The sequence below is a fragment of the Streptomyces koelreuteriae genome, assembly GCF_018604545.1.
Lineage (GTDB): Bacteria > Actinomycetota > Actinomycetes > Streptomycetales > Streptomycetaceae > Streptomyces > Streptomyces koelreuteriae.
In genome coordinates this window covers 3309423-3334903 of the sequence record NZ_CP075896.1, presented here as the reverse complement: position 1 = coordinate 3334903, position 25481 = coordinate 3309423, and the positions used below count along the sequence as shown (strand labels likewise).

Annotated in this window: 18 protein-coding genes; 9 read left to right on the top strand and 9 right to left on the bottom strand. The window is 71.7% G+C overall.

The genetic code is table 11. From position 1 onward, the window contains the following. Position 1: 1 nt before the first annotated feature. The 4 genes from nuoL to recQ all read left to right on the top strand — a co-directional run bounded on the left by nuoL (position 2) and on the right by recQ (position 7356). Positions 2-1915 (top strand): NADH-quinone oxidoreductase subunit L, encoded by a 1914-nt coding sequence (gene nuoL, locus KJK29_RS14735; RefSeq protein ID WP_215119572.1) that lies wholly within the window; start codon positions 2-4, stop codon positions 1913-1915. Positions 1916-1920: 5 nt separating this feature from the next. Beyond that, positions 1921-3492, top strand: a complete 1572-nt coding sequence (locus KJK29_RS14730) for an NADH-quinone oxidoreductase subunit M (protein ID WP_215119570.1) — start codon at positions 1921-1923, stop codon at positions 3490-3492. After that, on the top strand, positions 3489-5138 hold the full coding sequence (nuoN, locus tag KJK29_RS14725) for an NADH-quinone oxidoreductase subunit NuoN (protein WP_215119569.1): 1650 nt from the start codon (positions 3489-3491) through the stop codon (positions 5136-5138). The genes KJK29_RS14730 and nuoN overlap by 4 nt, the downstream gene beginning before the upstream one ends. A gap of 190 nt (positions 5139-5328) precedes the next feature. Then, positions 5329-7356 carry a DNA helicase RecQ gene (gene recQ / locus KJK29_RS14720; protein ID WP_215119567.1) on the top strand — a complete coding sequence of 676 codons (2028 nt, stop codon included), beginning with the start codon at positions 5329-5331 and terminating at the stop codon, positions 7354-7356. A gap of 68 nt (positions 7357-7424) precedes the next feature. Here recQ and KJK29_RS14715 read toward each other — a convergent pair whose 3' ends face one another. From KJK29_RS14715 to fahA, 8 genes are all read right to left on the bottom strand, one after another. Further along, positions 7425-10244 carry a fumarate reductase/succinate dehydrogenase flavoprotein subunit gene (locus KJK29_RS14715; protein ID WP_251057802.1) on the bottom strand — a complete coding sequence of 940 codons (2820 nt, stop codon included), beginning with the start codon at positions 10242-10244 and terminating at the stop codon, positions 7425-7427. Positions 10245-10255: 11 nt separating this feature from the next. Then, positions 10256-11125, bottom strand: a complete 870-nt coding sequence (locus KJK29_RS14710) for an ABC transporter ATP-binding protein (RefSeq protein WP_251057801.1) — start codon at positions 11123-11125, stop codon at positions 10256-10258. Then, positions 11109-12002 carry an ABC transporter permease gene (locus tag KJK29_RS14705; RefSeq protein WP_215119566.1) on the bottom strand — a complete coding sequence of 298 codons (894 nt, stop codon included), beginning with the start codon at positions 12000-12002 and terminating at the stop codon, positions 11109-11111. Before KJK29_RS14705 ends, KJK29_RS14710 begins: the two co-directional genes overlap by 17 nt. Beyond that, positions 11999-13345 (bottom strand): ABC transporter substrate-binding protein, encoded by a 1347-nt coding sequence (locus KJK29_RS14700; RefSeq protein WP_215119565.1) that lies wholly within the window; start codon positions 13343-13345, stop codon positions 11999-12001. The genes KJK29_RS14705 and KJK29_RS14700 overlap by 4 nt, the downstream gene beginning before the upstream one ends. Before the next feature lie 15 nt (positions 13346-13360). After that, the gene (locus KJK29_RS14695; protein WP_030790138.1) at positions 13361-13588 is read right to left on the bottom strand and encodes a 4Fe-4S dicluster domain-containing protein; all 228 of its coding nucleotides are present in this window, start codon (positions 13586-13588) and stop codon (positions 13361-13363) included. Between the two features lie 33 nt (positions 13589-13621). Beyond that, positions 13622-14422, bottom strand: a complete 801-nt coding sequence (locus tag KJK29_RS14690) for a GntR family transcriptional regulator (RefSeq protein WP_370869137.1) — start codon at positions 14420-14422, stop codon at positions 13622-13624. A 164-nt stretch (positions 14423-14586) separates the two neighbouring features. Next, positions 14587-15525 carry a M56 family metallopeptidase gene (locus KJK29_RS14685; RefSeq protein WP_215124283.1) on the bottom strand — a complete coding sequence of 313 codons (939 nt, stop codon included), beginning with the start codon at positions 15523-15525 and terminating at the stop codon, positions 14587-14589. Between the two features lie 242 nt (positions 15526-15767). Further along, positions 15768-16985: a fumarylacetoacetase gene (gene fahA / locus KJK29_RS14680; protein ID WP_215119562.1), complete on the bottom strand. Its 1218-nt coding sequence runs from the start codon at positions 16983-16985 to the stop codon at positions 15768-15770. 309 nt (positions 16986-17294) lie between these two features. On the opposite strand from fahA, the gene KJK29_RS14675 reads away from it, so the two are divergent. From KJK29_RS14675 to KJK29_RS14655, 5 genes are all read left to right on the top strand, one after another. Further along, complete coding sequence (locus KJK29_RS14675; protein ID WP_215119560.1) at positions 17295-18542, top strand: DegT/DnrJ/EryC1/StrS family aminotransferase; 1248 nt, start codon at positions 17295-17297, stop codon at positions 18540-18542. 4 nt (positions 18543-18546) lie between these two features. After that, a complete protein-coding gene (locus tag KJK29_RS14670) occupies positions 18547-20862 on the top strand; it encodes a lipopolysaccharide biosynthesis protein (protein WP_407700481.1) in 2316 nt (771 codons plus the stop codon). Positions 20863-21111: 249 nt separating this feature from the next. Continuing rightward, complete coding sequence (locus KJK29_RS14665; RefSeq protein ID WP_215119558.1) at positions 21112-22965, top strand: glycosyltransferase; 1854 nt, start codon at positions 21112-21114, stop codon at positions 22963-22965. Beyond that, positions 22962-23402, top strand: coding sequence for a hypothetical protein (locus tag KJK29_RS14660; RefSeq protein WP_215119556.1), 441 nt, complete (start codon positions 22962-22964; stop codon positions 23400-23402). Before KJK29_RS14665 ends, KJK29_RS14660 begins: the two co-directional genes overlap by 4 nt. Next, entirely contained in the window at positions 23399-24586 is a 1188-nt protein-coding gene (locus tag KJK29_RS14655) for a glycosyl hydrolase (protein WP_251057800.1), read from the top strand. The genes KJK29_RS14660 and KJK29_RS14655 overlap by 4 nt, the downstream gene beginning before the upstream one ends. A gap of 56 nt (positions 24587-24642) precedes the next feature. Here KJK29_RS14655 and KJK29_RS14650 read toward each other — a convergent pair whose 3' ends face one another. After that, on the bottom strand, positions 24643-25398 hold the full coding sequence (locus KJK29_RS14650; RefSeq protein ID WP_215119555.1) for a polysaccharide deacetylase family protein: 756 nt from the start codon (positions 25396-25398) through the stop codon (positions 24643-24645). Positions 25399-25481 lie beyond the last annotated feature (83 nt).

Below are 25481 nucleotides of genomic sequence, written 5' to 3'. Positions count from 1 at the left end.
CGTGGAGAACCTGATTGCGCTGCTGGTGGCGGCGCCCCTGCTCGGAGCGGTGGTCCTGCTGTGCGGCGGACGCCGGCTGGACGCCGTCGGCCACTGGATCGGCACGGCCCTCGCCGCCACGTCCTTCGTGCTCGGCCTGGTGCTGTTCGCCGACATGCTGGGCAAGGACCCGGAGCACCGGGAGATGGGCCAGCACCTGTTCAGCTGGATCCCGGTCGAGGGCTTCCAGGCGGACGTCGCCTTCCAGCTCGACCAGCTGTCGATGACGTTCGTCCTGCTGATCTCGGGCGTCGGCTCGCTGATCCACCTCTACTCCGTCGGGTACATGGAGCACGACGAGCGGCGCCGCCGCTTCTTCGGCTATCTGAACCTGTTCCTCGCGGCGATGCTGCTGCTCGTCCTCGCCGACAACTACCTGCTGCTGTACGTCGGCTGGGAGGGCGTCGGTCTCGCCTCCTACCTGCTGATCGGCTTCTGGCAGCACAAGCCCAGCGCCGCCACTGCCGCGAAGAAGGCCTTCCTGGTCAACCGCGTCGGCGACATGGGCCTGTCCATCGCGATCATGCTGATGTTCCTGTGGTTCGGCACCTTCGCCTTCGGGCCGGTGCTCGGCACCGAGGGGGAGGCCGGGCTCGCCGGTGCCGCCGGTGAGGACAAGCTGACCGCCATCGCCCTGATGTTGCTGCTCGCCGCCTGCGGCAAGTCCGCCCAGGTACCGCTGCAGTCCTGGCTCGGGGACGCGATGGAGGGCCCGACCCCGGTCTCGGCCCTCATCCACGCCGCGACGATGGTGACCGCGGGCGTGTACCTGATCGTCCGCTCCGCGGCCGTCTTCAACGGCGCCCCGGACGCCCAACTGGTCGTCACCGTCGTCGGTGCCGTCACGCTCCTGTTCGGTGCGATCGTCGGTTGCGCGAAGGACGACATCAAGAAGGCACTGGCCGGCTCGACCATGTCGCAGATCGGCTACATGGTGCTCGCCGCGGGCCTCGGCCCCATCGGTTACGTCTTCGCGATCATGCACCTGGTGACGCACGGCTTCTTCAAGGCGGGGCTGTTCCTCGGCGCCGGTTCGGTCATGCACGGCATGAACGACGAGGTGGACATGAGGAAGTACGGAGGCCTCAGGACGTACATGCCGATCACCTTCGTCACCTTCGGGCTCGGCTATCTGGCGATCATCGGCTTCCCGGGCCTGTCCGGCTTCTTCTCCAAGGACATGATCATCGAGTCGGCGTTCGCCAAGGGCGGCACCGAGGGCTGGATCCTCGGCGGCGTGGCCCTGCTGGGCGCGGCCATCACGGCGTTCTACATGACGCGCGTGATGCTGATGACGTTCTTCGGCGAGAAGCGCTGGCAGCCCGACGCGAACGGCAACGAACCGCATCCGCACGAGTCGCCCAAGGTCATGACGATCCCGATGATCGTGCTGGCCGTCGGGTCGGTGGCCGCCGGTGGGTTCTTCAGCATCGGCGACCGCTTCGTGCACTGGCTGGAGCCGATCACCGGGCACAGCCACGGTGACTCGCCGCTCAGCGCCGCCGCGGTCACCGGCGCGACCGTCACCTGCATGGTCGTCGGCGTCGCCCTCGCCTGGGCGCAGTACGGACGACGCCCGGTCCCGGTTGTCGCCCCGCGCGGATCGCTGCTCACCCGGGCCGCTCGGCGCGACCTGCTCCAGGACGACTTCAACCACGTCGTCCTGGTCCGCGGCGGCGAACACCTCACGCGGTCCCTGGTCTACGTCGACCACACCCTGGTCGACGGCGTCGTCAACGGCACGGCGGCCTCGGTCGGCGGCCTCTCCGGGCGGATGCGCAAGCTGCAGAACGGCTTCGCCCGCTCCTACGCGGTCTCGATGTTCGGCGGTGCGGCGGTCCTGGTCGCCGTGACCCTGCTGATGAGGGCGGTCTGATACCGATGTCCTTTCCTCTGCTGACAGCGACAGCGGCGCTCCCGGCGCTCGGGGCGATCGCCACGGCCGCCGTACCGGCCGCGAAGCGCACCGTCGCCAAATGGCTGGCGCTGCTCTTCTCGCTCGCCACGCTCGTCCTCGCGATCGTCGTCCTGGTCCGCTTCGACCCGGACGGCGACCGCTACCAGCTCACCGAGTCCCACTCCTGGATCGCCGACTTCGGCGTCCGCTACGAACTGGGCGTGGACGGCATCGCGGTGGCGCTGATCGCGCTCACGGCCCTGCTGATCCCGTTCATCGTCCTCGCGGGCTGGCACGACGCCGACCCGCTGGAGACCGGGTCCACGCGGTGGCGGCCGACGCAGGGCTTCTTCGCCCTGATCCTGGCCGTCGAGGCGATGGTGATCATCTCCTTCGAGGCCACCGATGTCTTCCTCTTCTACATCTTCTTCGAAGCCATGCTGATCCCGATGTACTTCCTCATCGGCGGCTTCGGGGACCGTGCCCACGAGCACGGCGAGAAGGCGGCCGCGACGCAACGGACGTATGCGGCGGTGAAGTTCCTCCTCTACAACCTGGTCGGCGGTCTGATCATGCTGGCCGCGGTGATCGGCCTGTACGTGGTCGCCGGGAACTTCTCGCTCACGGAGATCGCCGAGGCCCGGGCCAACGGCTCGCTCGACATGGCGACCAACACCGAACGATGGCTGTTCCTGGGCTTCTTCTTCGCCTTCGCGGTGAAGGCCCCGCTGTGGCCGCTGCACACCTGGCTGCCCAACGCGATGCAGGAGTCCACCGCGCCGGTCGCCGTCCTCATCACGGCGGTCGTCGACAAGGTCGGCACCTTCGCGATGCTCCGCTTCTGCCTCCAGCTCTTCCCGGAGGCGAGCAAGTGGGCGACGCCCGCGATCCTCGTGCTGGCGCTCATCAGCATCATCTACGGGGCGTTGCTCGCGGTCGGCCAGCGCGACATCAAGCGGCTGGTGGCGTACGCGTCGATCTCCCACTTCGGCTTCATCATCATGGGCATCTTCGCGATGACCAGCCAGGGCCAGTCCGGGGCGACGCTCTACATGGTCAACCACGGCATCTCGACCGCCGCGCTGATGCTGGTGGCGGGCTTCCTGATCTCCCGGCGCGGCTCGCGGCTCATCGCCGACTACGGCGGAGTGCAGAAGGTCGCGCCGGTGCTCGCCGGCACGTTCCTGATCGGCGGGCTTGCGACCCTGTCGCTGCCGGGACTCGCCCCGTTCGTCAGCGAGTTCCTGGTCCTGGTCGGCACGTTCACGCGGTACCCGGTGGTCGGCATCATCGCCACCTTCGGCATCGTCCTGGCCGCGCTCTACACCCTCGTCCTCTACCAGCGGACGATGACGGGCCCGCTGAAACCCGAGCTCGCGAAGATGCCGGACCTCAGGGTGCGTGAGCTCGTCGTCGTCGCCCCGCTGGTCGTCCTGCTGATCTTCCTGGGCGTCTACCCGAAGCCCCTCACCCAGATCATCGACCCGGCGGTCAAACAGACCATGTCCGACGTACAGCAGAAGGACCCCAAGCCCGAGGTGGAGGCGGCCAAGTGAGCGCAACAGCCGTCCACAGCCTGTGGACAACGGCGGCCGAACCGATCTCGAAGATCGACGCGCCGAAGATCGAATACGGGCAGCTCGCCCCCACCCTGATCATCGTCGGTGCGGCGATCCTCGGGATCCTGATCGAGGCGTTCGTACCGCGCAAATCCCGCTATTACGTCCAGATGTTCGTGTCCGTCGTCGCGATCGCGGCCGCCTTCGCGGCGGTCGTGGCGCTCGCGGCCGACGGATACGGCACGACCAAGGCGCGCATCGCGGCGATGGGCGCCATCGCCGTCGACGGACCGGCCCTCTTCCTCCAGGGCACGATCCTGCTGGCGGCCCTGGTCGGCCTGTTCACCTTCGCCGAGCGGCGCCTCGACCCCGAGGCGCACGGCAACCGCGTCGACTCCTTCGCCGCGCAGGCCGCGTCCGTGCCGGGCAGCGAGAGCGAGAAGGCCGCGGTCAAGGCCGGGTTCACCACCACCGAGGTGTTCCCGCTGCTGCTGTTCGCCGTCGCCGGCATGCTGATCTTCCCGGCGGCCAACGACCTGCTGACGCTGTTCGTGGCGCTGGAGGTCTTCTCCCTCCCGCTGTACCTGCTGTGCGCGCTGGCCCGCCGCAAGCGGATGATGTCGCAGGAGGCGGCGGTCAAGTACTTCCTGCTCGGCGCCTTCGCCTCCGCGTTCACCCTGTTCGGCATCGCGCTGCTGTACGGCTACGCGGGCTCGATGTCGTACGCGACGATCGCGCAGGTCGTCGACGGCACCGTGCAGGACGTCAACCCGGCGCTCGCCGGCACCATGGGCAACGACGCGCTGCTGCTGATCGGCGCCGCGCTGCTGGTGATGGGCCTGCTGTTCAAGGTGGGCGCGGTGCCGTTCCACATGTGGACGCCGGACGTGTACCAGGGCGCGCCGACGCCGGTGACCGGATTCATGGCGGCGGCGACGAAGGTGGCGGCGTTCGGCGCGCTGCTGCGCGTGCTGTACGTCGTCCTGCCCGGCCTGCGCTGGGACTGGCGGCCGGTGATGTGGGCCGTGGCGATCATCACCATGCTGGGCGGCGCGATCGTCGCGATCACGCAGACCGACATCAAGCGGCTGCTGGCGTACTCGTCGATCGCGCACGCCGGGTTCATCCTCGCGGGTGTCATCGCCACCACGCCGGACGGTGTCTCGTCGGTCCTCTTCTACCTGGCGGCGTACTCGTTCGTGACGATCGGCGCCTTCGCGGTGGTCACGCTCGTGAGGGACGCGGGCGGCGAGGCGACGCACCTGTCCAAGTGGGCGGGGCTCGGCCGGCGCTCGCCGCTGGTGGCGGCCGTGTTCGCGGTGTTCCTGCTGGCCTTCGCGGGCATCCCGCTGACCTCCGGCTTCGCCGGGAAGTTCGCCGTGTTCAAGGCGGCGGCGGAGGGCGGGGCCGCCCCGCTGGTCGTGGTCGGTGTGATCTCCTCGGCGATCGCGGCGTTCTTCTACATCCGCGTCATCGTGCTGATGTTCTTCAGCGAGCCGCGGCCGGAGGGCCCGACGGTGGCCGTGCCGTCGCCGCTGACGATGACGGCGATCGGGGTGGGTGTGGCGGTCACGCTGGTGCTCGGTGTGGCGCCGCAGTACTTCCTGGATCTGGCGGGGCAGGCGGGGGTGTTCGTGCGCTGACGCGCGCTTGCCTGGATGAGGCTGCGGCCCGGCGTCCCTTCTCGGGGTGCTGGGCCGTCGGCCTTGAGGGGGTGGTGGTCCCTCGGCCTTGAGGGGGTGGCGGTCCGGCTTGTGGATAACTTCGGGGCTGTCGGTGGGGACCCCTATCGTGGAGGCAGTGGTCGAGGGACGACGTACGGGGGACAGGACGATGGGTGGGACGGGCGGTATCGCTGAGATGTCAGTGACGCAGAGCGAGGCGCTGGCCACGCTGCACCGGGTCTTCGGGTACGAGGCCTTCCGGGGCGAGCAGGAAGCGGTCATCGAGCACGTGGTCGCGGGCGGTGACTCCGTCGTGCTCATGCCGACCGGCGCCGGCAAGTCCCTGTGCTACCAGGTCCCGGCCCTGGTCCGGCCGGGCACGGGGATCGTCGTCTCCCCCCTCATCGCCCTGATGCAGGACCAGGTCGACGCGCTGCGGGCGCTGGGCGTGCGGGCCGGGTTCGTGAACTCCACGCAGGACTTCGACGAGCGTCGGGTGGTGGAGGCCGAGTTCCTCGCGGGCGAGCTGGACCTGCTGTACCTGGCGCCGGAGCGGCTGCGGCTGGAGAACACGCTCGATCTGCTCTCGCGCGGCAAGATCTCCGTGTTCGCGATCGACGAGGCGCACTGCGTCTCCCAGTGGGGCCACGACTTCCGGCCCGACTACCTGACACTGTCGCTGCTCGGCGAGCGCTGGCCGGACGTGCCGCGGATCGCCCTCACCGCGACGGCCACACGCGCCACGCACCAGGAGATCACCGAGCGGCTGAACATGCCGGCGGCCCGCCACTTCGTGGCGAGCTTCGACCGGCCCAACATCCAGTACCGGGTCGTGCCGAAGGCGGACCCCAAGAAGCAGCTGCTGAACTTCCTGCGCGAGGAGCACGCGGGCGACGCGGGCATCGTCTACTGCCTCTCGCGCAACTCCGTGGAGAAGACCGCCGAGTTCCTCAGCCGCAACGGCGTCGAGGCGGTGCCTTACCACGCGGGCCTGGACGCGGGCACCCGCGCGGCCCACCAGTCCCGCTTCCTGCGGGAGGACGGCCTGGTCGTGGTCGCGACCATCGCCTTCGGCATGGGCATCGACAAGCCGGACGTCCGCTTCGTCGCCCACCTCGACCTGCCCAAGTCGGTCGAGGGCTACTACCAGGAGACGGGCCGGGCCGGCCGTGACGGGCTGCCGTCGACGGCCTGGATGGCCTATGGGCTGAACGACGTCATACAGCAGCGCAAGCTGATCCAGTCCGGCGAGGGCGACGAGGCCTTCCGGCGGCGGGCCCAGGCCCACCTGGACTCGATGCTGGCGCTGTGCGAGACCGTCCAGTGCCGCCGGGGCCAGCTCCTCGCCTACTTCGGCCAGGACCCGGACCCGGCCGGCTGCGGCAACTGCGACACCTGCCTGACCCCGCCGGAGACCTGGGACGGCACGGTCGCGGCGCAGAAGGTGCTCTCGACGGTGGTGCGGCTGCAGCGCGAGCGCGGCCAGAAGTTCGGCGCCGTGCAGATCGTCGACATCCTGCTGGGGAAGCGGACCGGCAAGGTCATCCAGTTCGACCACGACCAGCTGTCGGTGTTCGGCATCGGCGAGGAGCTGGCCGAGGCCGAGTGGCGGGGCGTCATCCGGCAGCTGCTGGCCCAGGGGCTGCTCGCCGTGGAGGGCGAGTACGGCACGCTGGTGCTGACCGAGGGCAGCGGGACGGTGCTGCGGCGGGAGCAGGACGTGCCGCTGCGCAAGGAGCCGAAGAAGCCGGTGACCTCCCGGTCGGGGTCCTCGTCGGCCTCGGGCTCCGGACGGGGCAAGGGCAAGGCGGCCGCCGCCGAGCTGCCCGAGACGCTGGTGCCGGCCTTCGAGGCACTGCGCGCCTGGCGGGCCGAGCAGGCACGCGAACAGGGCGTCCCGGCCTACGTCATCTTCCACGACGCCACGCTGCGGGAGATCGCTATGGCCTGGCCGGCGTCGGTGGCCGAGCTCGGTGGGATCGGCGGGGTGGGCGAGAAGAAGCTCGCGACGTACGGGGAGGGCGTGCTGGAGGTGCTCGCGTCACTGGGCGGGCAGCCCGGCCCGGCCCCGGATCAGGCGCCCGACGGGACTCCGGCCCAGGGATCCGGCCGCGCTCCGGCCCAGGCGCCCGGCCCGCAGATGGACGGGCCGGACGACTGGCCCGAGATGACCGAGCCGGAACCCGACTGGATATGAGGCCGGGCTCCGGCCAGGTCACATAGCTCCGGGACAGGGCCCGGACCTGGCTCCGGGATACGGCCCGGTCACAGCGCCCGTGCCGCGTACGCCCTGACGTCCGCGTCGGAGTCCGTCGTCGCCGTGGCCAGGGCGGCGCGGGCCTCCTCGGAGGTGCGGTGCCGGGTCAGGGCCAGGACCGCGGCCTTGCGGACATCGGCGTTGGCGTCCGCGAGGGTCTTGGCGAGGGCGGGTACCGCCACCTCCGGGTCGGCGACGGACAGGGCTGTGGCCGCTCCGCCCCGTACCTGCCAGGCCGATTCCGCCAGGGCGGCCACGGCACGCGGGGTGAGGGGCGCCGGACAGCCGGTGGTGCCCAGTGCCCCGTAGGCCGCCGCACGCACCAGGGCGTCGGGGTCGTCGAGGAGATCGGTGAGGGCCGCTTCGATCGAGCCGGCGGCGGAATCGGAGTCGGCCGGAAGGGCACCGGACAGCCGCTCGGACCCCACGGTGGCCAGCCCCTTGGCGATCGCCACCCGGACCTCACGGGACGGGTCGGCGACCGCCGCGCGGGACAGTTCCTCGGCGGCGTCGACCGACACCAGCGCGCGTACGGCCTCGATCCGGACGGCGATGTCGGCATCGGTCACGGAGTCCGCGAACAGGGCGGCGTCCCCGAGGCGCAGGGCACGCAGGACGTCCAGCGCTGCGGCGCGGACCACCGGGTCGGGCTCGGCCAGGGCGGCGGCGAGGCCGTCGCGCAGATCGGGCTCGGGCGGGAGCGTCTCGACGAGCTCTCGCAGTGACGCGGCCGCGGCGGCCCGCACCTCGGCGGCGCTGTCGCGCAGGGCGGAGGCGAGGGCGCGGCCGGTTCCGGGCGGCAGCGTCTCGGTGAGGACGGCGACCGCCTCGCGCCGGACGGCGGGCGCGGGATCGGTCAGATACGGCTGAAGGGCGTCGAGTTCGGGCTCCTCGTCGGCCAGGGCGACCAGTTCGAGGAGACGGGCGGAGGACTGCTCGGGGGCGGGAGCGGGGGGCGAGGACGGTGCGGGCTGCTGCGGCTGCTCGGCCCCGGTTCCTCCCACCTGGGCGGCCACCGGTGCCACATCGCGTGGCCCCGCCATCGCCACGTCCTCGGCGTGGACCTCGCCGATGAGCCGGGACTCGCCTCCGACGGGGGTGAAGCCGTCGACCGGAACGAGATAGGGAGCCACGGGACGGGCCGTGAACTCCATCGCACCAGAGGGGGACTTGTGCAGATCGAGATGGTGGAACCAGGACGCGTCGTCACGCTGGGGGTGGTCGAGGCGGTCGTGGTAGAGGCCCCAGCGGGACTCCGTGCGGGCCAGGGAGGAACGGGCGGCCATCTCCGCGCAGTCGCGGATGAAGGTGACCTCCGCGCAGCGCATCAGTTCGTGCGCGGTGTTGGCGCCCATCTCGGCGATGTCGGCGTGCATCCGCTCGAACGCCTCCAGGGCGAGCGACAGCCGGGCACCGGACTTCGGCGGGGCCACGTAGTCGTTCACGAAGCGGCGCAGCTTGTACTCGACCTGGGGCTGCGGAGGGCCGTCGGGGTTGCGCAGCGGGCGGTAGATCAGCTCGTGCGCCTGACGGAGCTGCTCGGCAGGCAACTCCCCTTCGTAGGGGGCATACTGGGACGCGTCCGCGCCCGCGAGGTCGCCGTAGACGAACGCGCCGATCATGTAGTTGTGCGGCACGCAGGCCAGGTCGCCGGCCGCGTACAGCCGGGGCACGGTCGTACGGGCCTGGTCGTCCACCCGGACGCCGGAGGCGGAGTGGCCGCCGCACAGGCCGATCTCGGAGATGTGCATCTCGATGTCGTGGGTGCGGTAGTCGTGGCCGCGCCCGGAGTGGAAGGTGCCGCGGGTCGGGCGTTCGGTGGAGTGCAGGATCGACTCCAGGGCCGAGACCGACTCCTCGGGGAGGTGGCTGAGCTTCAGGTAGACCGGGCCCCGGTCGGAGGCGACCTCCGCGGCGAACTCGGCCATCATCTGGCCCGACCAGTAGTCGGAGTCGACGAAGCGTTCGCCGTGCCGGTTGACCTGGTAGCCGCCGAAGGGGTTGGCGACATACGCGCAGGCCGGGCCGTTGTAGTCCTTGATCAGCGGGTTGATCTGGAAGCACTCGATGCCGGTCAGCTCGGCGCCCGCGTGGTAGGCCATGGCGTAGCCGTCGCCCGCGTTGGTGGGGTTCTCGTAGGTGCCGTAGAGGTAGCCGGAGGCGGGCAGACCGAGGCGGCCGCAGGCGCCGGTCGCGAGGATCACCGCGCCCGCGCGGACCTGGACGAACTGCCCGGTGCGGGTGTTGAAGCCCGCCGCTCCGACGGCGCGTCCCTCGGCGGTGAGGACACGCACCGGCATCACCCGGTTCTCGATGCGGATCCGCTCCCGCATCTCGCGCCGCCGCAGCTGCCGGTAGAGGACCTTCTTGACGTCCTTGCCCTCCGGCATCGGCAGCACATAGGAGCCGGAGCGGTGGACCTGGCGGACCGCGTAGTCGCCGTGCTCGTCCTTCTCGAACTTCACGCCGTACGACTCCAGCCGCTGCACCATGCCGAAGCCGCGGGTGGCGGTCTGGCGGACGGTGGACTGGTCGACGATGCCGTCGTTGGCGCGGGTGATCTCGGCGACGTAGTCGTCCGGTTCGGCGCGGCCCGGGATGACCGCGTTGTTGACGCCGTCCATGCCCATGGCGAGCGCGCCGGAGTGGCGGACGTGGGCCTTCTCCAGCAGCAGCACGTTGGCGCCGTGCTCGGCGGCGGTCAGCGCGGCCATGGTGCCGGCGGTGCCGCCGCCGATGACGAGGACATCGCAGGTCAGTTCCTCGGCGTCGGCGAGGGACGGGACTGCCAGGGAGGTGTCCGCAGGGGGGTTCACGGAGGTGGTCACCGGGGTGCCTTTCACGTACCGAGCGAGGTGAGGACGTCGCGCCGCAGGGCCACGCGCGCCGGGTCGTCGTGCGCGCCCCGGTCGCGCGGGCGGGGCACGTCCCGTACGGCGACGAGGCCGCCCGCGCCGAGCAGGGCCACACGGTCGCCGAGGAAGAGCGCCTCGTCCACGTCATGGGTGACGAAGACGACGGTCGCGCCCGTGCCGTGCAGCACCTCCACCAGCAGGTCCTGCATGCCGGCCCGGGTCTGGGCGTCGAGCGCGCCGAACGGCTCGTCCATCAGGACGGCGCGGGGGCGTGCGGCCAGGGCGCGGGCCAGCTGGACGCGCTGGCGCTGCCCGCCGGATACCCGGTGCGGCAACTGCCGTGCCTGCGAGCCGAGTCCGACCCGCTCCAACCAGGCCTGGGCCTGCTCCCGGCGCTCGGCTCGGGACACGCGGCGGATGGCGAGGGGCAGTTCGACGTTGGCGCGCAGGGTGCGCCAGGGGAGCAGGGCGTCCTCCTGGAAGACCAGGGCGCGATCGGCAGCGGGGCCGGTCAGCGGGTGCCCGTCCTGGGTGATCTCCCCGGAGAGCGGCGACAGCAGCCCGGCCAGGGTGCGCAGGAGGGTCGACTTGCCGCAGCCGGACGGGCCGACGACGGTGAGGATCTCGCCGGGGGCGACGTCCAGGTCGACATCGTCCAGGGCGGGTGCGCCTGGGCGGCCGAGGGAGGCGCCCGACAGGGTGAGCCGGGTGCCGCGCACCGGCGTCGCGCTGCCGTCGGCCTCGGGCGAGGTGCCCCGGGCGGCCTCGGACGAGGTGTTCGGGACGGCCTTGGACGAGGTGTTCGGGACGGCCTTGGACGAGGTGTTCGGGACGGTGTCAGACGAGGTGCTCATCGCGTGCCTCCTCGGATGCGGGGCCACCGGAAACAGAGCCGCCGGATGCGGCGGCGGGTGCGGTCGGCGTGGGCTTCACGGCCCGGGCGGGCCGGGGCGGCCGGGCGCCGGGGACGTAGGCGGTGCGGGGCAGCCAGCGGGTGAGGCGGCGGCCCAGCAACTCCACGGCCGTGGAGGTGAGCCAGCCGAGCACGCCGATGGTGACCATGCCGACGAACACACCCGGGTAGTCGACGACGGTGTAGTCCTGCCAGGTGCGGTAGCCCACCCCGTACTGGCCGGAGATCATCTCGGCGGAGATCACACAGATCCAGGACACGCCGATGCCGACGGACAGCCCGCCGAACACGCCGGGCAGCGCGCCCGGCAGGACGACGGAGCCGAGAATCCGCCACCGGCCGCCTCCCATGGTGCGCACCGCCTCCTCCCACATGGGGGTCAGGGCGCGCACCGCGTGCCGGGTGGAGACCAGGACCGGGAAGAACGCGGCGGTGCAGGTGATGAAGACGATGCCCTGCTCGTTGGAGGGGAAGAGCAGGATCGCGACGGGGACGAGCGCGATGGCCGGGATCGGCCGGATCACCTCCAGCACCGGGCCGAGCAGGTCCTCGGCGAGGCGCGAGCGCGCCACGAGCACGCCCGTGGCGACGCCCAGGACGGCGGCCAGCAGAAAGCCCGTGAGGATCCGGGTGAGGCTGTCGGTGAGATCCGTCCAGTAGTCCGGCCCGGACAGCCGGGCGGCGAAGGCGCGGGCCACGTCGGTGACCGTCGGGAACTGCGAGAAGCGCAGCCACAGGTCGACGTTCAGGCTGGTCAGCGTCTGCCACAGGCCGAGGGCGACGGCCAGGGAGAACACGCGGAGCGCATAGCGCCTCACGACGCCCGCTCCAGAGCGTCGGCGTAGGAGACGACCCGCGCCCCGCCGTGGCCGGCGATGTAGGCCTGCGCGGTCTCGGGTGCGACGAAGGGCAGCAGCTTGTCGCCGTCGGCCACCCACACGGCCTTGTCGGCGAACCACAGGGTGCCGGTGGTGGTGTCGGGGACGTAGGCGGCGCGGAGATCGTCGCGGTGTCCGGCCACGTAATTCAGCAGCTGGGAGGGGGAGGTGAAGGTGACGGTCTTCGAGGCGCCCTTGGGCCAGGCCTCGCTCGCGGCCGGCGCGGGCTTCGTGGCGAGCCGCTTGGTGTACGCCCCCTGGCCGAGGGCCTTCTTCACGTACTGGTCGTCGACGAAGGAGTCGACGTCCACATCGCCGGTGAGTTTCGCCGACTTGAGGATCGAGACGTCCTTCTTCAGGGCGGAGACGAGCTGGGGCTTGATCGCCGGGTCGAAGGTGGCGATGCCGTGAGCGCCGTTGTAGAGGTAGACGACCTCGGCGGGCAGGCCGGTCGCCTTCGCGACCTTCTCGGCCGCGTCCACCGGGTGGTCGTTCAGATAGTCCGTCGCCTGCGCCTGCGCCTTCAGGAAGGCGTCCAGTACGGCGGGCCGCTCCTTGGCGAAGTCCTCGCGGGCGGTGACGCCGTGGAAGGTGGGCAGATTCAGCCGGGCCCCGTCGTACAGGGCCTTGGCCTTGCCCTGGTAGGCGAGCAGGCCTGGCCAGGCGACGAACTGGGACAGGGCGTCCGCGCTGCCCGCGGTGAGGGCCGAGGCGCCGACGGAGGGCTGCTGGTTGAGCTTCTCGATGTCGCTGTTCGCGTCGATGCCGGCGCGCTGCAGGGCCCGTACGAGGGTGCCGTCGGCGGCCGAGCCGACGCTCGTGGAGACCTTCTTGCCCTTGAGGTCCTTGAGGGTGGCGAGCTTGGAACCGGGCGCGGTGACGATGGTGTTGAGGCCGCCGCGGAGGTTGTAGCCGGTGACCGAGACCAGGCGGGTGGGGCTGCTCAGCTGCTTGCCGCGGGCGGCGTTGATGAGCAGCGGGAAGTCGCCCATCGAGCCGATGTCGATCTTCCCGGCGGTCATCTGGGCGGTGATGGGGGCGCCGGTGGCGTAGTCCTGCCAGTTCACCTTGTACGTGATGCCGTCATGGCGGGCGTTGAGCTGCTTCTCGAAGTAGCCGAAGGAGCGGAGCAGGGTGCCCGCCGTGACGGTGTTGATCGTCCTGGACTGGTAGCCGACGGTGACGGTGACCGTGGAGCCGCTGCCGGCCTCGGCGTCACCGCCGCAGGCGCTGAGCGGGAGCAGGAGGACGACGGCGGATACCGCGACTGCTGTGCGTTTCATGACGGTTGGGGCCTCTCACCGGAGCAGATAGGGCATGTTGACCGTGACGGCTCCGGTGGGGCATCGGGCCGCGCACGGACCGCAGTACCAGCACTCGTCGACATGCATGTACGCCTTGCCGTTGCTCTCGTCGATGGCGAGGGAGTCCAGCGGGCACATGTCCACACAGAGCGTGCAGCCGTCGATGCACTTCGACTCGTCGATGGTCACGGGCACGTCGGCCCGCTGGGGCACCAAGGGCATGGCTGTCTCCAGGAATCTGCGCGAGCGGTGTGGTCACCGAGACCGGTGCAGCAGGCCGCTCATGGTGATGCGGTCGCCGCGGAATCGGATGAACTCCAGGTCGACCGGGCGGCCGTCCGCGAGGTGGGTGAGGCGTTCCAGCATGAGAACGGCGGCGCCGCGCGGGGCCTCGAGCACGGCGGCCGAGTGGGTGTCCGCGCTGACCGCTTCCAGGGTGATCTCGGCGTGGCCGAGGGGCTGGCCGGTGACGGCCTCCAGGAGGCGGAAGACGTCGGTGTTCTCCAGGTCGGCGCCGAGCAGTTCGGTGCCGATGTCGAGCGGGATGTAGGTGAGGTCGAGGGACAGGGGGAGGCCGTTCAGACGGCGCAGGCGTTCGATGTAGAGGACGTCGGTGCCGGGCGCGAGGTGGAGGCGTTCGGCGACCGGCGCGGGCGCCGGGGCGGGGCCCATGGTGCGGACCTCGTTGGTGACCCGGCCGTGTTCGCGGAGGGTTTCCGCGAGGCCCATCAGGCGGTCGAGGCCGTGGGGGTACTTGTGGGCCACGACCACGGTGCCGACGCCGGGCCGGCGTTCCACGAGGCCCTCGGCCCGCAGCAGGTCGAGCGCCTCGCGGACCGTGTTGCGGCCGGCGCCGTAGTCGGCGGCGAGGGTCGACTCGTGGGGCAGGGTGCCGTCGGGGAAGGCGCCGGTGAGCGTCTGCTGGCGGAGCAGGTCCGCCAGTTGCCTGGCCCGGTCGGCGCGCAGCCGTCGCCGCGCGCGGTGGGCGGCGACGGTGGTCGCGGCTCCCGGTCCGGCGTGGTCTCGGCTGCGGTCGATGGGCATGGCTCGGACCATACCTATCCGGTAGGAAAAGTAGTGTTGCGGGAGTGTTGCGCCACCGGGAATGTGACCGGTTCGACGGTTGAGCTGCGGTTTCGGCGGGCCCGTGGGGAGATCTGCCACCACGGCCGCCGCCGCTCCAGGGCCGGATCCGCCCCCTTGGCTCCCGGCCGGTACGGCTACGACAGCGCCGTCAGGCCCGGGGCGAAGGCGATCAGCAGGGGCAGCAGCGGTACGAGCGCGGCCGTGGTGGTCGTCAGGGCCCGGTGGCTGCGGCCGAGGCGGGGCGGCGGTTCCAGGAGCCGGTCGACGCGTTCGCCCAGCAGCCGGTGGCTGGAGGCGCAGGACAGGACGCCGCGGTGCTGGTTGAGCTCGATCAGGGCCAGTGCGGTGGTCAGGTGGCCGCAGCGGCGGGAGGCGGTGTCGTCGGCGGCCAGTTCGACCAGGCGGTGGGTCTGGTCGCAGAAGTGGGCGAACAGAGGGATGCGCGGGAAGCCCGTGGCCAGGGCCGTGGACAGATGCAGCAGCCAGTCGTGGCGGGCGCGGGCGTGGCCGCGCTCATGGGTGAGGACGGCGTCGAGCTGGTGGCCGGTGAGACGGTGCAAGGCGCCCGTGGTGACGATCAGCTGGGACGGACTGCCGGGCATCCACCAGGCGTCGGGGTACTCGTCCTCCAGGACCAGCAGGGGACCGCGGGCGGCGGGCAGGCCGGCCGGCAGATCGGGGGCGCGTTCACGCAGATGGGCGCGGGCCTGGGCGCGGCGCCGGCGCGCCTCGACCAGTTCGCGCGCGAGCATCGCGGTCGTCCAGGCGGCGCCGCAGGCCAGCAGCAGGGTGAGGGTGGCGGCCCACGGCGGGGCGGTGGACAGGTCGTACGCCGCGGTCACGGCGGGCGGCGCCGGAGCGAAGAGCTGGGCGCGCACCGTGCCGAAGACGGCGGCCGCCCCCAGGGCGAGAGCCGTCACACAGCACAGCAGGACGGTGGCGACCAGGCACTGCCACACCCACAGCGCGACCACCGGTTCCCGCTCGGGCCAGGCGGACCGGGTCAGCGCCCGGGGCGCGGGCACGGCGGCCGTCACGGCGACAACGCTCAGCAGGAGCAGGCAGACGGTCATTGCCACGGGCTCCGGTTCCTGGTCGGAAGAGGGGCGGCTACGGGTCGTGCGGGGGAGAGCGGCTGCTGCGCGCACCGGTGCCACGGCCGACGTGCTCGCCGAACGGGCCGTGTACCGCGCGCGGGCGGACACACCGCCCGACGCCCAGTATGACGGGCCGGGCGGTGTGAGTCAGGAGTCGAACGCCATCGAAAGAGCCGGGAGGGGCGACTGTCGGCCAGACCCGCCCCTGCCGCGAGCGTTCACTCCGCTCGTGGTGTCACCCGCCCCGTCACCTCGCCGAGCCCCACGCGTACGCCGTCCGGCCCCGGGGCCCACGCCGAGAGGGTCACCACGTCGCCGTCCTCCAGGAACGTCCGCTTGCCGTCGGGGAGTTCGAGGGGGTCGCGGCCGTTCCAGGTCAGCTCCAGCAGGGAGCCGCGCTCCCGGTCCGCCGGGCCGCTCACCGTGCCCGAGCCGTACAGGTCGCCGGTGCGCAGACAGGCGCCGTTCACGGTCATGTGGGCGAGCTGCTGGGCGGCCGTCCAGTACATGGTGGAGAAGGGCGGCTCGGAGACGACGTGGCCGTTCACGGAGACGGTGATCCGCAGGTCGTAGCCGCCGGGTTCCTCGTCGCTGTCGTCGAGGTACGGCAGCAGCTCGTGCGTCCGGGCCGGCGGGGTCACCCGGGCGTCCTCCAGGGCGTCCAGCGGGGTGATCCAGGCCGACACCGAGGTGGCGAAGGACTTGCCGAGGAACGGGCCGAGGGGGACGTACTCCCAGGCCTGGACGTCGCGCGCGGACCAGTCGTTGAGAAGGCAGAGGCCGAAGACGTGCTCGCGGAAGGAGTCGAGGGACACCGGCTCGCCCATCCGGGACGGCGCGCCCACCACGAAGCCGACCTCCGCCTCGATGTCCAGGCGGACGGACGGGCCGAACACGGGAGCGGCGTCGGTGGGCGCCTTGCGCTGGCCGGAGGGGCGTACGACGTCCGTGCCGGAGACGACGACCGTGCCGGAGCGGCCGTGATAGCCGATCGGCAGATGCTTCCAGTTGGGGGTGAGGGAGTCCTCGGCGTCGGGGCGGAAGATCTGGCCGACGTTCCGGGCGTGGTTCTCCGAGGCGTAGAAGTCCACGTAGTCCGCGACCTCGAAGGGCAGGTGCAGGGTCACCGAGGACAGGGGATGGAACAGTGGTTCGACGGTCTCGCGGTGGGACGGCACGGTCACCCACGCGGTCAGCGCCCGGCGCACGTCCGACCAGGCCGTGCGCCCCGCGGCCAGCAGCGGGTTGAGGCTCGGCTGGGCCAGCAGGGCGGCGTACGGGGAGCCCAGCGCGTGGGCCGCGGCGCCGGCGTCCAGCACATGGTCGCCGAGCCGGACGCCCACGGACCGGTGGGACGAGCCGGGGAGGGAGAACACGCCGTACGGCAGATTGTGCGGGCCGAAGGGGTCACCCTCGGGGACATCGAAGGGGGGCATCGGGTGCTGCCTCGCTTTCGGGTGTGCCATGTCGTCGCCACGTGTTCGTGGTCGTGCCACACGTTACGGGTGGCACGCCGGTCGTGGGCAGAGTCCGAGGAGGCGGACGGGCGCGAACGGGGCAGGAGGGCGCGGGGCGACCGGACGGCGCGACTCCGGCGCGGCAAACGGGACACCTTATGCGTACGTGCCGGAAGTTATCCACAGGACGCGACGCAATCTTGACGGAGCGGTGCGAACGGGGCGACTCTGGGCGGGTGCCGGAAGGCCTCGGGGAGGGGGCGTTCCCATGGCACATCAGGGGGGCGGATGGCCGTAGGGGAGGCCGGTCCGGGCTCGGTACGGCGTGGTCCACAGCCGAAGCGGCTGGAAGAGGCCATGCGCGTCCGGCTCGGCCGGGAATGTGTGTATGTACCGTCGTGCCGTTTCGGGCTGTACGTGGCGCTGCGCCACTGGTGCCCGCCCGGCGGACGGGTGCTGATGTCGCCGGTCAACGACGACGTGATCTTCTTCGTCGTGCTCGCGGCCGGACTGCGTCCGGTGCAGGCGCCGTTGAACCCGCTGGACGCGTCCATCGACCTCGATGCCGTACCCGAGGAGACGTGGCGCTCGGTCTCGGCCGTGCTCACGACGAACCTGTACGGCAACCCGGACCCGGCGCCGCGTCTGCGGCAGAAGTGCGACGCGCTCGGGATCCCGCTGTTCGAGGACGGGGCGCACGCCATCGGCAGCAGGGTGGGGGACCGGCCGGTCGGGGCGTGGGGGGAGGCCTCCGCGTTCAGCCTGTCCAAGCATGTCGGCGCCAAGGCCGGAGGCATGCTCTCGCTCGCCGACCCGGGGCTGCGGGAGGCGGTGGAGAAGACCTGCGCGGGGCTGCTCGTCCCGCGCCGGGCGAGTTCCGAACTGGCTTACGCGGTCCGGCCGTTCGCGGAGGCGGCGGTGCGCGGGCTGCGGCTGCGGCGCGCCGCCTGGGCCGCGATCCGGCTGCTGGGTCTCGCGGACCGCGAGGAGATCCGGATGCCGCTGCGCCCGGACGAACTCGCCCGGGCCGAGCCCCGGGCGCCCGGCCTGGAGGCGCACCACTCCTGGGTGCGGGTCGACATGCACGACTACCGCCAGGAGCCCGGCGCGCTGCGGCTGCGGCGCATCGGGCACAAGCTGGACCGGCTCGACGACGTGCTCGACGCCTGCCGGGCGGGCACGGAGCTGCTGCTGTCCACGCCCTGGGCCAAGCCGCGCGACGCCTACGGCACCCAGCCGCTGTTCCGCGTCCCGCTGTTCGTGGCGGACCGGGACGCGGCGATCGCGGCACTGGCACAGCGGGGCATCGTCGTCGGCTACCTCTACGACCCGCCCCTGGACGACTACGCCGGGGCGGAGTTCACCGACCCCTCACCGGCCCCCGAGGCGGCCCGCTGGTTCGCGCGGCACGCGCTGCCCGTGGACCCGCTGCGGGCGCGGACGGCCGTCGAGGTGCTGGAGCGGTCCGGGGCACGACCGGTCGAAGCACCGGGGGAGTTGCCTGGGAGCAGGCCGACACCGGGAGGGCTGGGGTAGTCCCGTGGCTGAGATCCAGGTCCACGAGCCCGCCCCCACGCGCACCGACGGGGGCGGGCCGCAGCCTGCCGAGAACGAACACACGCACGACTCGCTGTTCAAGAACGCCTACTTCCTCATGCTCAGCACCGGCGTGTCCGCCGTACTGGGCCTGGGCTTCTGGCTGGTGGCCGCCCGCTACTACTCCGAGGAGGCCGTCGGCCAGGGCTCCGCCGCGATCGCCGCGATGCGGCTGCTCGCCAGCATCACGGCGACGACGATGATCGGGGCCGTCGTGCGCTTCGTCCCGCGCGCGGGACGGGAGACCGGGCGCCTGGTGTGGGGCACGTACGCGGCCAGTTCGCTGGTCGTGGCGCTCGCCGCCGCCGTCTTCCTGCTCACGCTGGACGCCTGGGGGGCCTCCTACGCGCCCCTGGGCACACCCATGGCGGGCGCGTTGTTCGTCGCCGCGTGCGTGGCCTGGGCGCTGCTCACCCTCCAGGACGGCGTGCTCACCGGACTGCGCAAGGCGGAGTGGGTACCGGCCGGGAACGCGGTGTTCTCGGTCGGGAAACTGGCCCTGCTCGCCGTCTTCGCCGGCACCCTGCCCGTCCTCGGCATCTTCGTCTCCTGGGCGGTGGCGATCGCCTTCTCCACCCTGCCGCTGGGCTGGCTGATCTTCCGCAAGCTCATCCCGGGCCAAGCGGCACACGACCGCGAGAAGGAGCCTCCCAAACTTCGCGACATGGGCCGCTTCCTGGCCGGGGACTCACTGGGCGCGCTGTTCAGCCTCGCCATGATCAACCTGTTGCCGGTGATGGTCGCGGTCCGCTTCAGCGCCGCGGAGAACGGCTACTTCTACGTGGCGTACACCGTCGGCGGCACGATGGAGTTCATGGCCATCAACATGGCCTCGTCCCTCACCGCGCACGCCTCGCACGACCCGCGCCAGCTCGCCGACGGCGTCCGGGGAGCCCTGCGGCGCATGACGCTGCTGCTGGTCCCGGTCGTGGCGGTGCTGGTCCTCTTCGCCCCGTACATCCTCACGCCCTTCAGCCCGGACTACGCCGAGCACGGCTCGACCGTGCTGCGGCTGCTCGCCCTCGGCGCGCTGCCGCGGGTTGTGGTGGAGCTGTACATCGGAGTGCTGCGCGTCCAGGGGCGCACGGGTGTGCTGGCCGCGCTCCAAGGCGCCATGTGCGTCCTGGTGCTGGGCAGCGCGGCCGTGCTGTTCACCCCGGCGGGGATCGCGGGCGCCGGCTGGGCGGTGCTGCTGAGCATGACGCTGATCGCCGTCGTCTCCTCGGTCGGGCTCCGCGCGGCACTGCGCCACAACGACAGCGCGCCCGTTGTCCGCCCGCCCGCCGACCCCTCCTACGGCACCCGCTGGGCCAAGCTCAACGCCACCGCCGGGTACGGCACGACCTGGGCCCGCCGGGCCGCGTACCAGCCTAAGGACGGTGACCAGGACACGGTGACGCTGTTCATCGGCCGGCCGGGGTACGAACGCGAGGCGCTGCAGGCGGACACACTGGCGTTGATCGTGCGGCCGGAGGGGCCGTCCCGGGAACCGGCGCACGAGCCCGGGGCGCCAGCGCACGACTCCGGAGAATCACCACACGACTCCGGGGCACCACCGCACGAGCCCCAAGACCGGCCCACCGGCCAGGAATCACAGGAACGGTGGCTCAGAGGCGCCCTCTGGAGCCTGCTCGGTGTCGCCGCCGTCTTCTTCCTGGCACCGCTGCGTGACCTGCCCTGGCTCGACGACGCCTCCGAAGCCGCACTGACCGGGCGTCAGCTGCTGGACGGGCTGCCGTTGCCCTCGCTCACCGCGGGGGGCCTGCTGCTCGTGGTGTTCGTCGCCGCCCTCACGCTGTGCACCCGGCGCGACCCGTGGCTGCCCGGCACGGCGCTGTACGCGGCCCTGCTCGCCCTGTACACCGCACCGGTCGCCCTCGGACGGGAACCGCGGCCGGTGGACGGGGCGTTGTACGAGAAGACGGCCGGCTTCCTCGCGGACACGCTCGGGCTCGACGGGCCCGAGCCGCTGCTGCGCTGGGCGCCGCCGGTCTGCCAGCTGCTGTGCCTCGTTCCGCTGTGGCTGCTGCTCGCGAGCGCGGGCGGGCGGCTGACGTGGCCGGGGCGCTGGGGGGTTCTGTATCTCGTCGCGGTCGGCGGCTGGGTGTGGCGCGAGGAGCTCGCACCCGTCGCGCCGCCCCTGCTCGCCGTCCTCGTCCTGCTTCTGCCGCTCACCCGCGCCGCGTCGGCGTGGACGCGCTCCCGCTCCAGATCCAACCGACCGGCCGACGGACCACCGAGCCGCCGGCCCAGCGACTGATCACGATCCAGCGCCGTACAGACACGATCCAGCGCCGAACAGACACGACCCAGCGCCGAACAGAGTCGAACAGAGCCGATTCGCCAGGGGGGAACCACCGTGCGTCCGCCAGCAACTCCACGGGAGAGATCCACGCCAGAACCCACACCTGCCCGGGATCAAGCGGACTCGTCGGCTCCTCACCCCGAGACCTCCAGCCAGTCCTCCAGCCCCTCTTCCTCGGAGTCGTCGAGCCCCGCCCATGAGCCCGTGACGGACCTGTCCGATCTGCCACCCGTCTGGCCCGGGCGCCGCGCCCTCGCCTGGCCCGGCGTGCCGCTGTTCGCCGCGCTCGCCCTCTGGGTGTACGCCGTGCGGCACACCGATGTCTCGCGGCTCGACGACTACGGCCTGGTGACCGCGCTGCACCCCACCTTCTGGGCGGGCCTCGTGGTGCTCACGACCGGCTTCTGGTTCACCGTCCGCGATCCGCGCCGGCGGGGCGGCTGGGCGGCGGCGTACGTCCTCGGGCTGCTCGTGATGGAGCGGGCCACCCAGGCGGTGGTCTACCCGACCCCGCTGTACGCCTGGGCGTGGAAGCACGAGGCGGTCATCGACCATCTGCTGACGGCCGGCGGTCTGCAAACGGCCGACCAGGTCGGCGACATGGCGGTGTACGACCAGTGGCCGGGCTTCTTCGCCGCCCAGGCCGCCCTCGTACGGCTGCTGGGCGTGGACTCGGCGGCGATGTTCATGGCCTGGTGGCCCCTGGCCTCCAGTCTGATGCTGCTGCTCCCGCTGCTGCTGATCTACCGCACCTTCACCGAGGACCGGCGGCTGATCTGGACGGCGGTCTGGCTCTTCTACGTCGCCAACTGGGTCGGGCAGGACTACTTCTCGCCCCAGTCCGTGGCCTACGCGCTGCATGTCGGCGTCCTGGCCGTGGTCCTGCGCCGCTTCGGCCGGTCCGCCGTGCGGCGCGGGCAGCCCCGGCAGGCCGTGTGGACGGTGGTGATCACCGTCATGCTCGTGGCGATCGTCATCTCCCATCAGCTCACCCCGGGCATGCTCGTCGTCTGCCTGCTCGCCCTGTGCCTCAGCCGCCGCTACCGCGACTGGGTCCCGGTGGTCACGACCGTCGTGATCTTCCTGGCCTGGTGTCTCACTGCGGCGCTGCCCTTCCTGTCCGCCGCGATGCCGGACATGATCCGCTCCGTCGGCGACGTCGGCGCCAACGTCGAGACGGGGTACGGCGCCACCCCGACCGGCACCGGAGCGATCGCGACCTCCTGGGCGGCCCGGCTGCTGTCCGGCTCCGTCCTGCTGCTCGCGGCCCTCGGCGTCCTGCGCCAACGGGTGCTGCGGCACCGGGCCCGGCCGTTGCTGCTGATCGCGGCGGCCCCGCTGCCGATGTTCGCGGCCAGCAGCTACGGCAGCGAGATGATCTTCCGGGTGCTGCTCTTCATGCTGCCCGGCGCCGCGTTCTTCGCCGCCGCCGCGCTGCTGCCCAAGGTCCGCACCCTGGCCGCCGACGCCGCCGCCCGGGAAGCCGACAGCCGGCAGGCCGCCGCCCCCGCCAAGGGCCCCACCAAGGGCAACGCCAAGGGCCCCGCCAAGGGCGGACGACGGTGGCTCGGCGTCGGGCTGCCGCTGGCAGCACTGCTCGGCGGAACGCTGGCGTTCGTCCCGGCCTACTCCGGCAAGGACCGGATCAACTACTTCCCGCCGCAGGAAGTGGCCCTCGTACGGCAGCTCTTCGACCAGGCGCCCGACGGCTCGCTCGTCGTGGCCGCCAACCGCAACTACCCGCTCGCGTACGACTCCTACGGGAGCGTCGACCACTACTGGTTCCTCGACGACGCCCGCAGCCACGTCGACCGGATCGTCCAGAAGCCGGCCGCCACCCTCGCCAGTGACATGGCCGGGGTGGAGCGACCGGCCCGGGCCTACTTCCTGCTCACCCAGGGGCAGTTGGCCAACTCCGAGATGAACGGCCAGCTCACCAAGGCGCAGCTGGACCGTATCCGGAAGTCCGTCGCCGCCTCACCGCGGTTCCGGCTCGTGGCGCAGAACAGCGCCGGATGGCTCTACGTACTGAAGCAGTCCGAGGGAGCGGAGCGATGACACCGCAGGAACTCGTGGTCCGGATGCTGCCGCCGTTCGGCGGCTGGCTCGCGCTCGCCGCGCTCGCCCTGCCCGGCGGCTCGCCGCTGCGGGGCGCCGCGGTCGTCCTCTTCCTGGCGGCGGGCCCGGGCGCGGCGATGGTCAGAATCTGCGCCCCCGCACTGGGGGCGCGGCCCGCCGAAGGGCCCGTCGAGCGCCGGGACCCGGACTTCGCACGCCACTCCGACCTGCTGGAGCGGCTGATGCTGGTGCTGTTCATGAGCATCGGTGCCGTGATGCTCGTCGCGACCGTCCTGATCGCCACGCACACCTTCAGCGCGCAGCGGGTGCTGCTGACGCTGACCCTGCTGACCACGCTCGCCGCGTTCTGTCCGCCGCTGCGCGCCTCCCCGCAGGCGAGGACGACGCCGAGTACACCGAAGGGTTCCGCTCAGTGAGGTTCAACCGTCCCCACCGATCCGACCGTTCCCATCGATCCGACCGTTCCCATCGATCCGACCGTCCCCACCGATCCCACCGCCCCTTTCGCCGCGACCCGAACACCACGACCGAGGAGCGGCCGGCCGCCGGCCCGTTCGCATCGAGCCGGCGTCGGCTGCTGATCACGTCCGCGACGGTCGTCAGCGCGGTCCTGGTCGGCGTACTCGCCCTCCGGGACGCCTCAGGACCGGACCCCCAGGGCGCCGGCTCCAAGGCGGACTGCCGCCCCACCGCACTCCTGGAACCGCCCTGCGGCGCCTGGTTCGGCGCGTTCGTGCCGCACGAGCGCGGCGATCTGCCCGAGAAGGTGCGCGCCTACGAGAAACGCGTGGGCCGTGAACTGGACATCGTGTACACGTACCACGACATGTCCCTGCCCGAGGGCACCCGCCGCGAGGGCCAGCTGCTCACCCCCGAGGAACAGCGCGTCGGCGAGGACCACCTGCTGCTGCTGTCCTGGGAGAGCAAGTGGTGGGGCGGCACGAAGAAGCAGCAGCCGACCTGGAAGCAGATCGCGTCAGGCGAGCTGGACGACAAGGTCATCGACGTCCAGGCCCGGCGCATCAAGGACTACGGCAAGAAGGTCTTCCTCTCCTTCGACCTGGAGATGGACACCCGCACCCCGGACAACGGCACCCCCGCCGAGTACGTGAAGGCGTACCGGCACATCCACGACCGGTTCCGCGAGCTGGGCGTCGACAACGTCGTCTGGACGTGGATCACCACCGGCTATCTCGACCACGCCGACGAGATGAAGCGGATGTACCCGGGCGACGAGTACGTCGACTGGATCGGCTACAACCAGTACAACTACTACCGCTGCCACAACACGCGCTGGATGAGCTTCGCGCAGACCCAGGACGCCGCGCACGACTGGATCCGCGAGCACATCTCCGACGAGAAGCCGCTGATGCTCTCCGAGTTCGGCACCGCCGAGGACTCGGCCCGCCCGCAGCGACAGGCCGAGTGGTACGCGCAGGTGCCCGGGGTGCTGAAGGGCCTGGAGGGCGTCAAGGCCGCCCTCCAGTGGAACTACCGCGACCCCGGACCGCACTGCAATCTGGCGTTGGCCAACGACGCGGCCTGGGACAGCCTGCGCAAGGCGGCCGCCGACCCGTACCTGAACCAGCCGCTCAAGTAGCGACCAGCCGCTCACGTAGCGCCAGCCGCTCACGTAGCGGCCGAACGCGGCGACGGTCAGCCCGCGAACTCGGGCCCGTGCACCACCGCACGGGCCCGCCGGTACCACCGCCACCCGATCGTCTTCGGCCCGTCGCGGTAGGGCGCGACCCGCGCGCCCGCCCCCGCCAGCCAGCCCTCGACATCTGCGACGGTGTGGGTACGCCGCACGATGAGCCGGGCGATGCGGTACCGCTCGTCGCCCTCGGAGCTGAGCGCGTGCCGTACGGCGGTCGCCGTCTCGTAACCGGCCCGGGCCGACATGGCCCGCACCCGGGGGCTGTTGTAGCCGTGCGGATAGGCGAGATGGCGGACCTCGTGCCCGAGGGCGTCCTCCAGCACGGCCTTGGACGTGCGCAGTTCGTACGCCAGGTCCTTGCCGGACAGGGTGTCGAGCTGTGCGTGAGTGACGGTGTGGCTGCCGATCTCCATGCCGGAACGTTCCAGCTCTGCCGCCCGGTCCAGGGTCATCATCGGGGCGGGCGGCAGCAGACTGCGGCCGCCCGGGGCGATGGCGCCGGTGGTGAGATAGGCGGTGGCGGGCAGCCCGCGTCCGGCCAGCGTCTCGGCGGTCGGTCCGGGCAGATCGGCGAAGCCGTCGTCGAAGGTGAGCAGCACGGGCCGGGGCGGCAGCGGCGCCCGCCCGGCCAGATGGTCGGCGATCGTACTGATCGTGACGGGCGTACGGCCGCTGTCGGCCAAGGCGTCGAGATGGGCCGCGAACTGCTTCGGCGTGACCGTGAACTCGGCGATCCAGTCGGGCGGGTCGTCCATCACGGCGTGGTACAGGAAGACGGGGATGGCCGGGGTCCCCGAGCGCGCTATCGGCCCCTCACCTCGCGTCCGTGCCGACGTCC

Excerpts from the sequence above, each read along its gene's own strand:
- KJK29_RS14730 (WP_215119570.1), top strand. The coding sequence starts at position 1,921 with ATGTCCTTTCCTCTGCTGACAGCGACAGCGGCGCTCCCGGCGCTCGGG.
- recQ (WP_215119567.1), top strand. The coding sequence starts at position 5,329 with ATGGGTGGGACGGGCGGTATCGCTGAGATGTCAGTGACGCAGAGCGAG.
- KJK29_RS14710 (WP_251057801.1), bottom strand. The coding sequence starts at position 11,125 with ATGAGCACCTCGTCTGACACCGTCCCGAACACCTCGTCCAAGGCCGTC.
- KJK29_RS14700 (WP_215119565.1), bottom strand. The coding sequence starts at position 13,345 with ATGAAACGCACAGCAGTCGCGGTATCCGCCGTCGTCCTCCTGCTCCCG.
- KJK29_RS14695 (WP_030790138.1), bottom strand. The coding sequence starts at position 13,588 with ATGCCCTTGGTGCCCCAGCGGGCCGACGTGCCCGTGACCATCGACGAG.
- KJK29_RS14690 (WP_370869137.1), bottom strand. The coding sequence starts at position 14,422 with ATGGTCCGAGCCATGCCCATCGACCGCAGCCGAGACCACGCCGGACCG.
- KJK29_RS14685 (WP_215124283.1), bottom strand. The coding sequence starts at position 15,525 with ATGACCGTCTGCCTGCTCCTGCTGAGCGTTGTCGCCGTGACGGCCGCC.
- fahA (WP_215119562.1), bottom strand. The coding sequence starts at position 16,985 with ATGCCCCCCTTCGATGTCCCCGAGGGTGACCCCTTCGGCCCGCACAAT.
- KJK29_RS14675 (WP_215119560.1), top strand. The coding sequence starts at position 17,295 with ATGGCCGTAGGGGAGGCCGGTCCGGGCTCGGTACGGCGTGGTCCACAG.
- KJK29_RS14660 (WP_215119556.1), top strand. The coding sequence starts at position 22,962 with ATGACACCGCAGGAACTCGTGGTCCGGATGCTGCCGCCGTTCGGCGGC.
- KJK29_RS14650 (WP_215119555.1), bottom strand. The coding sequence starts at position 25,398 with ATGGACGACCCGCCCGACTGGATCGCCGAGTTCACGGTCACGCCGAAG.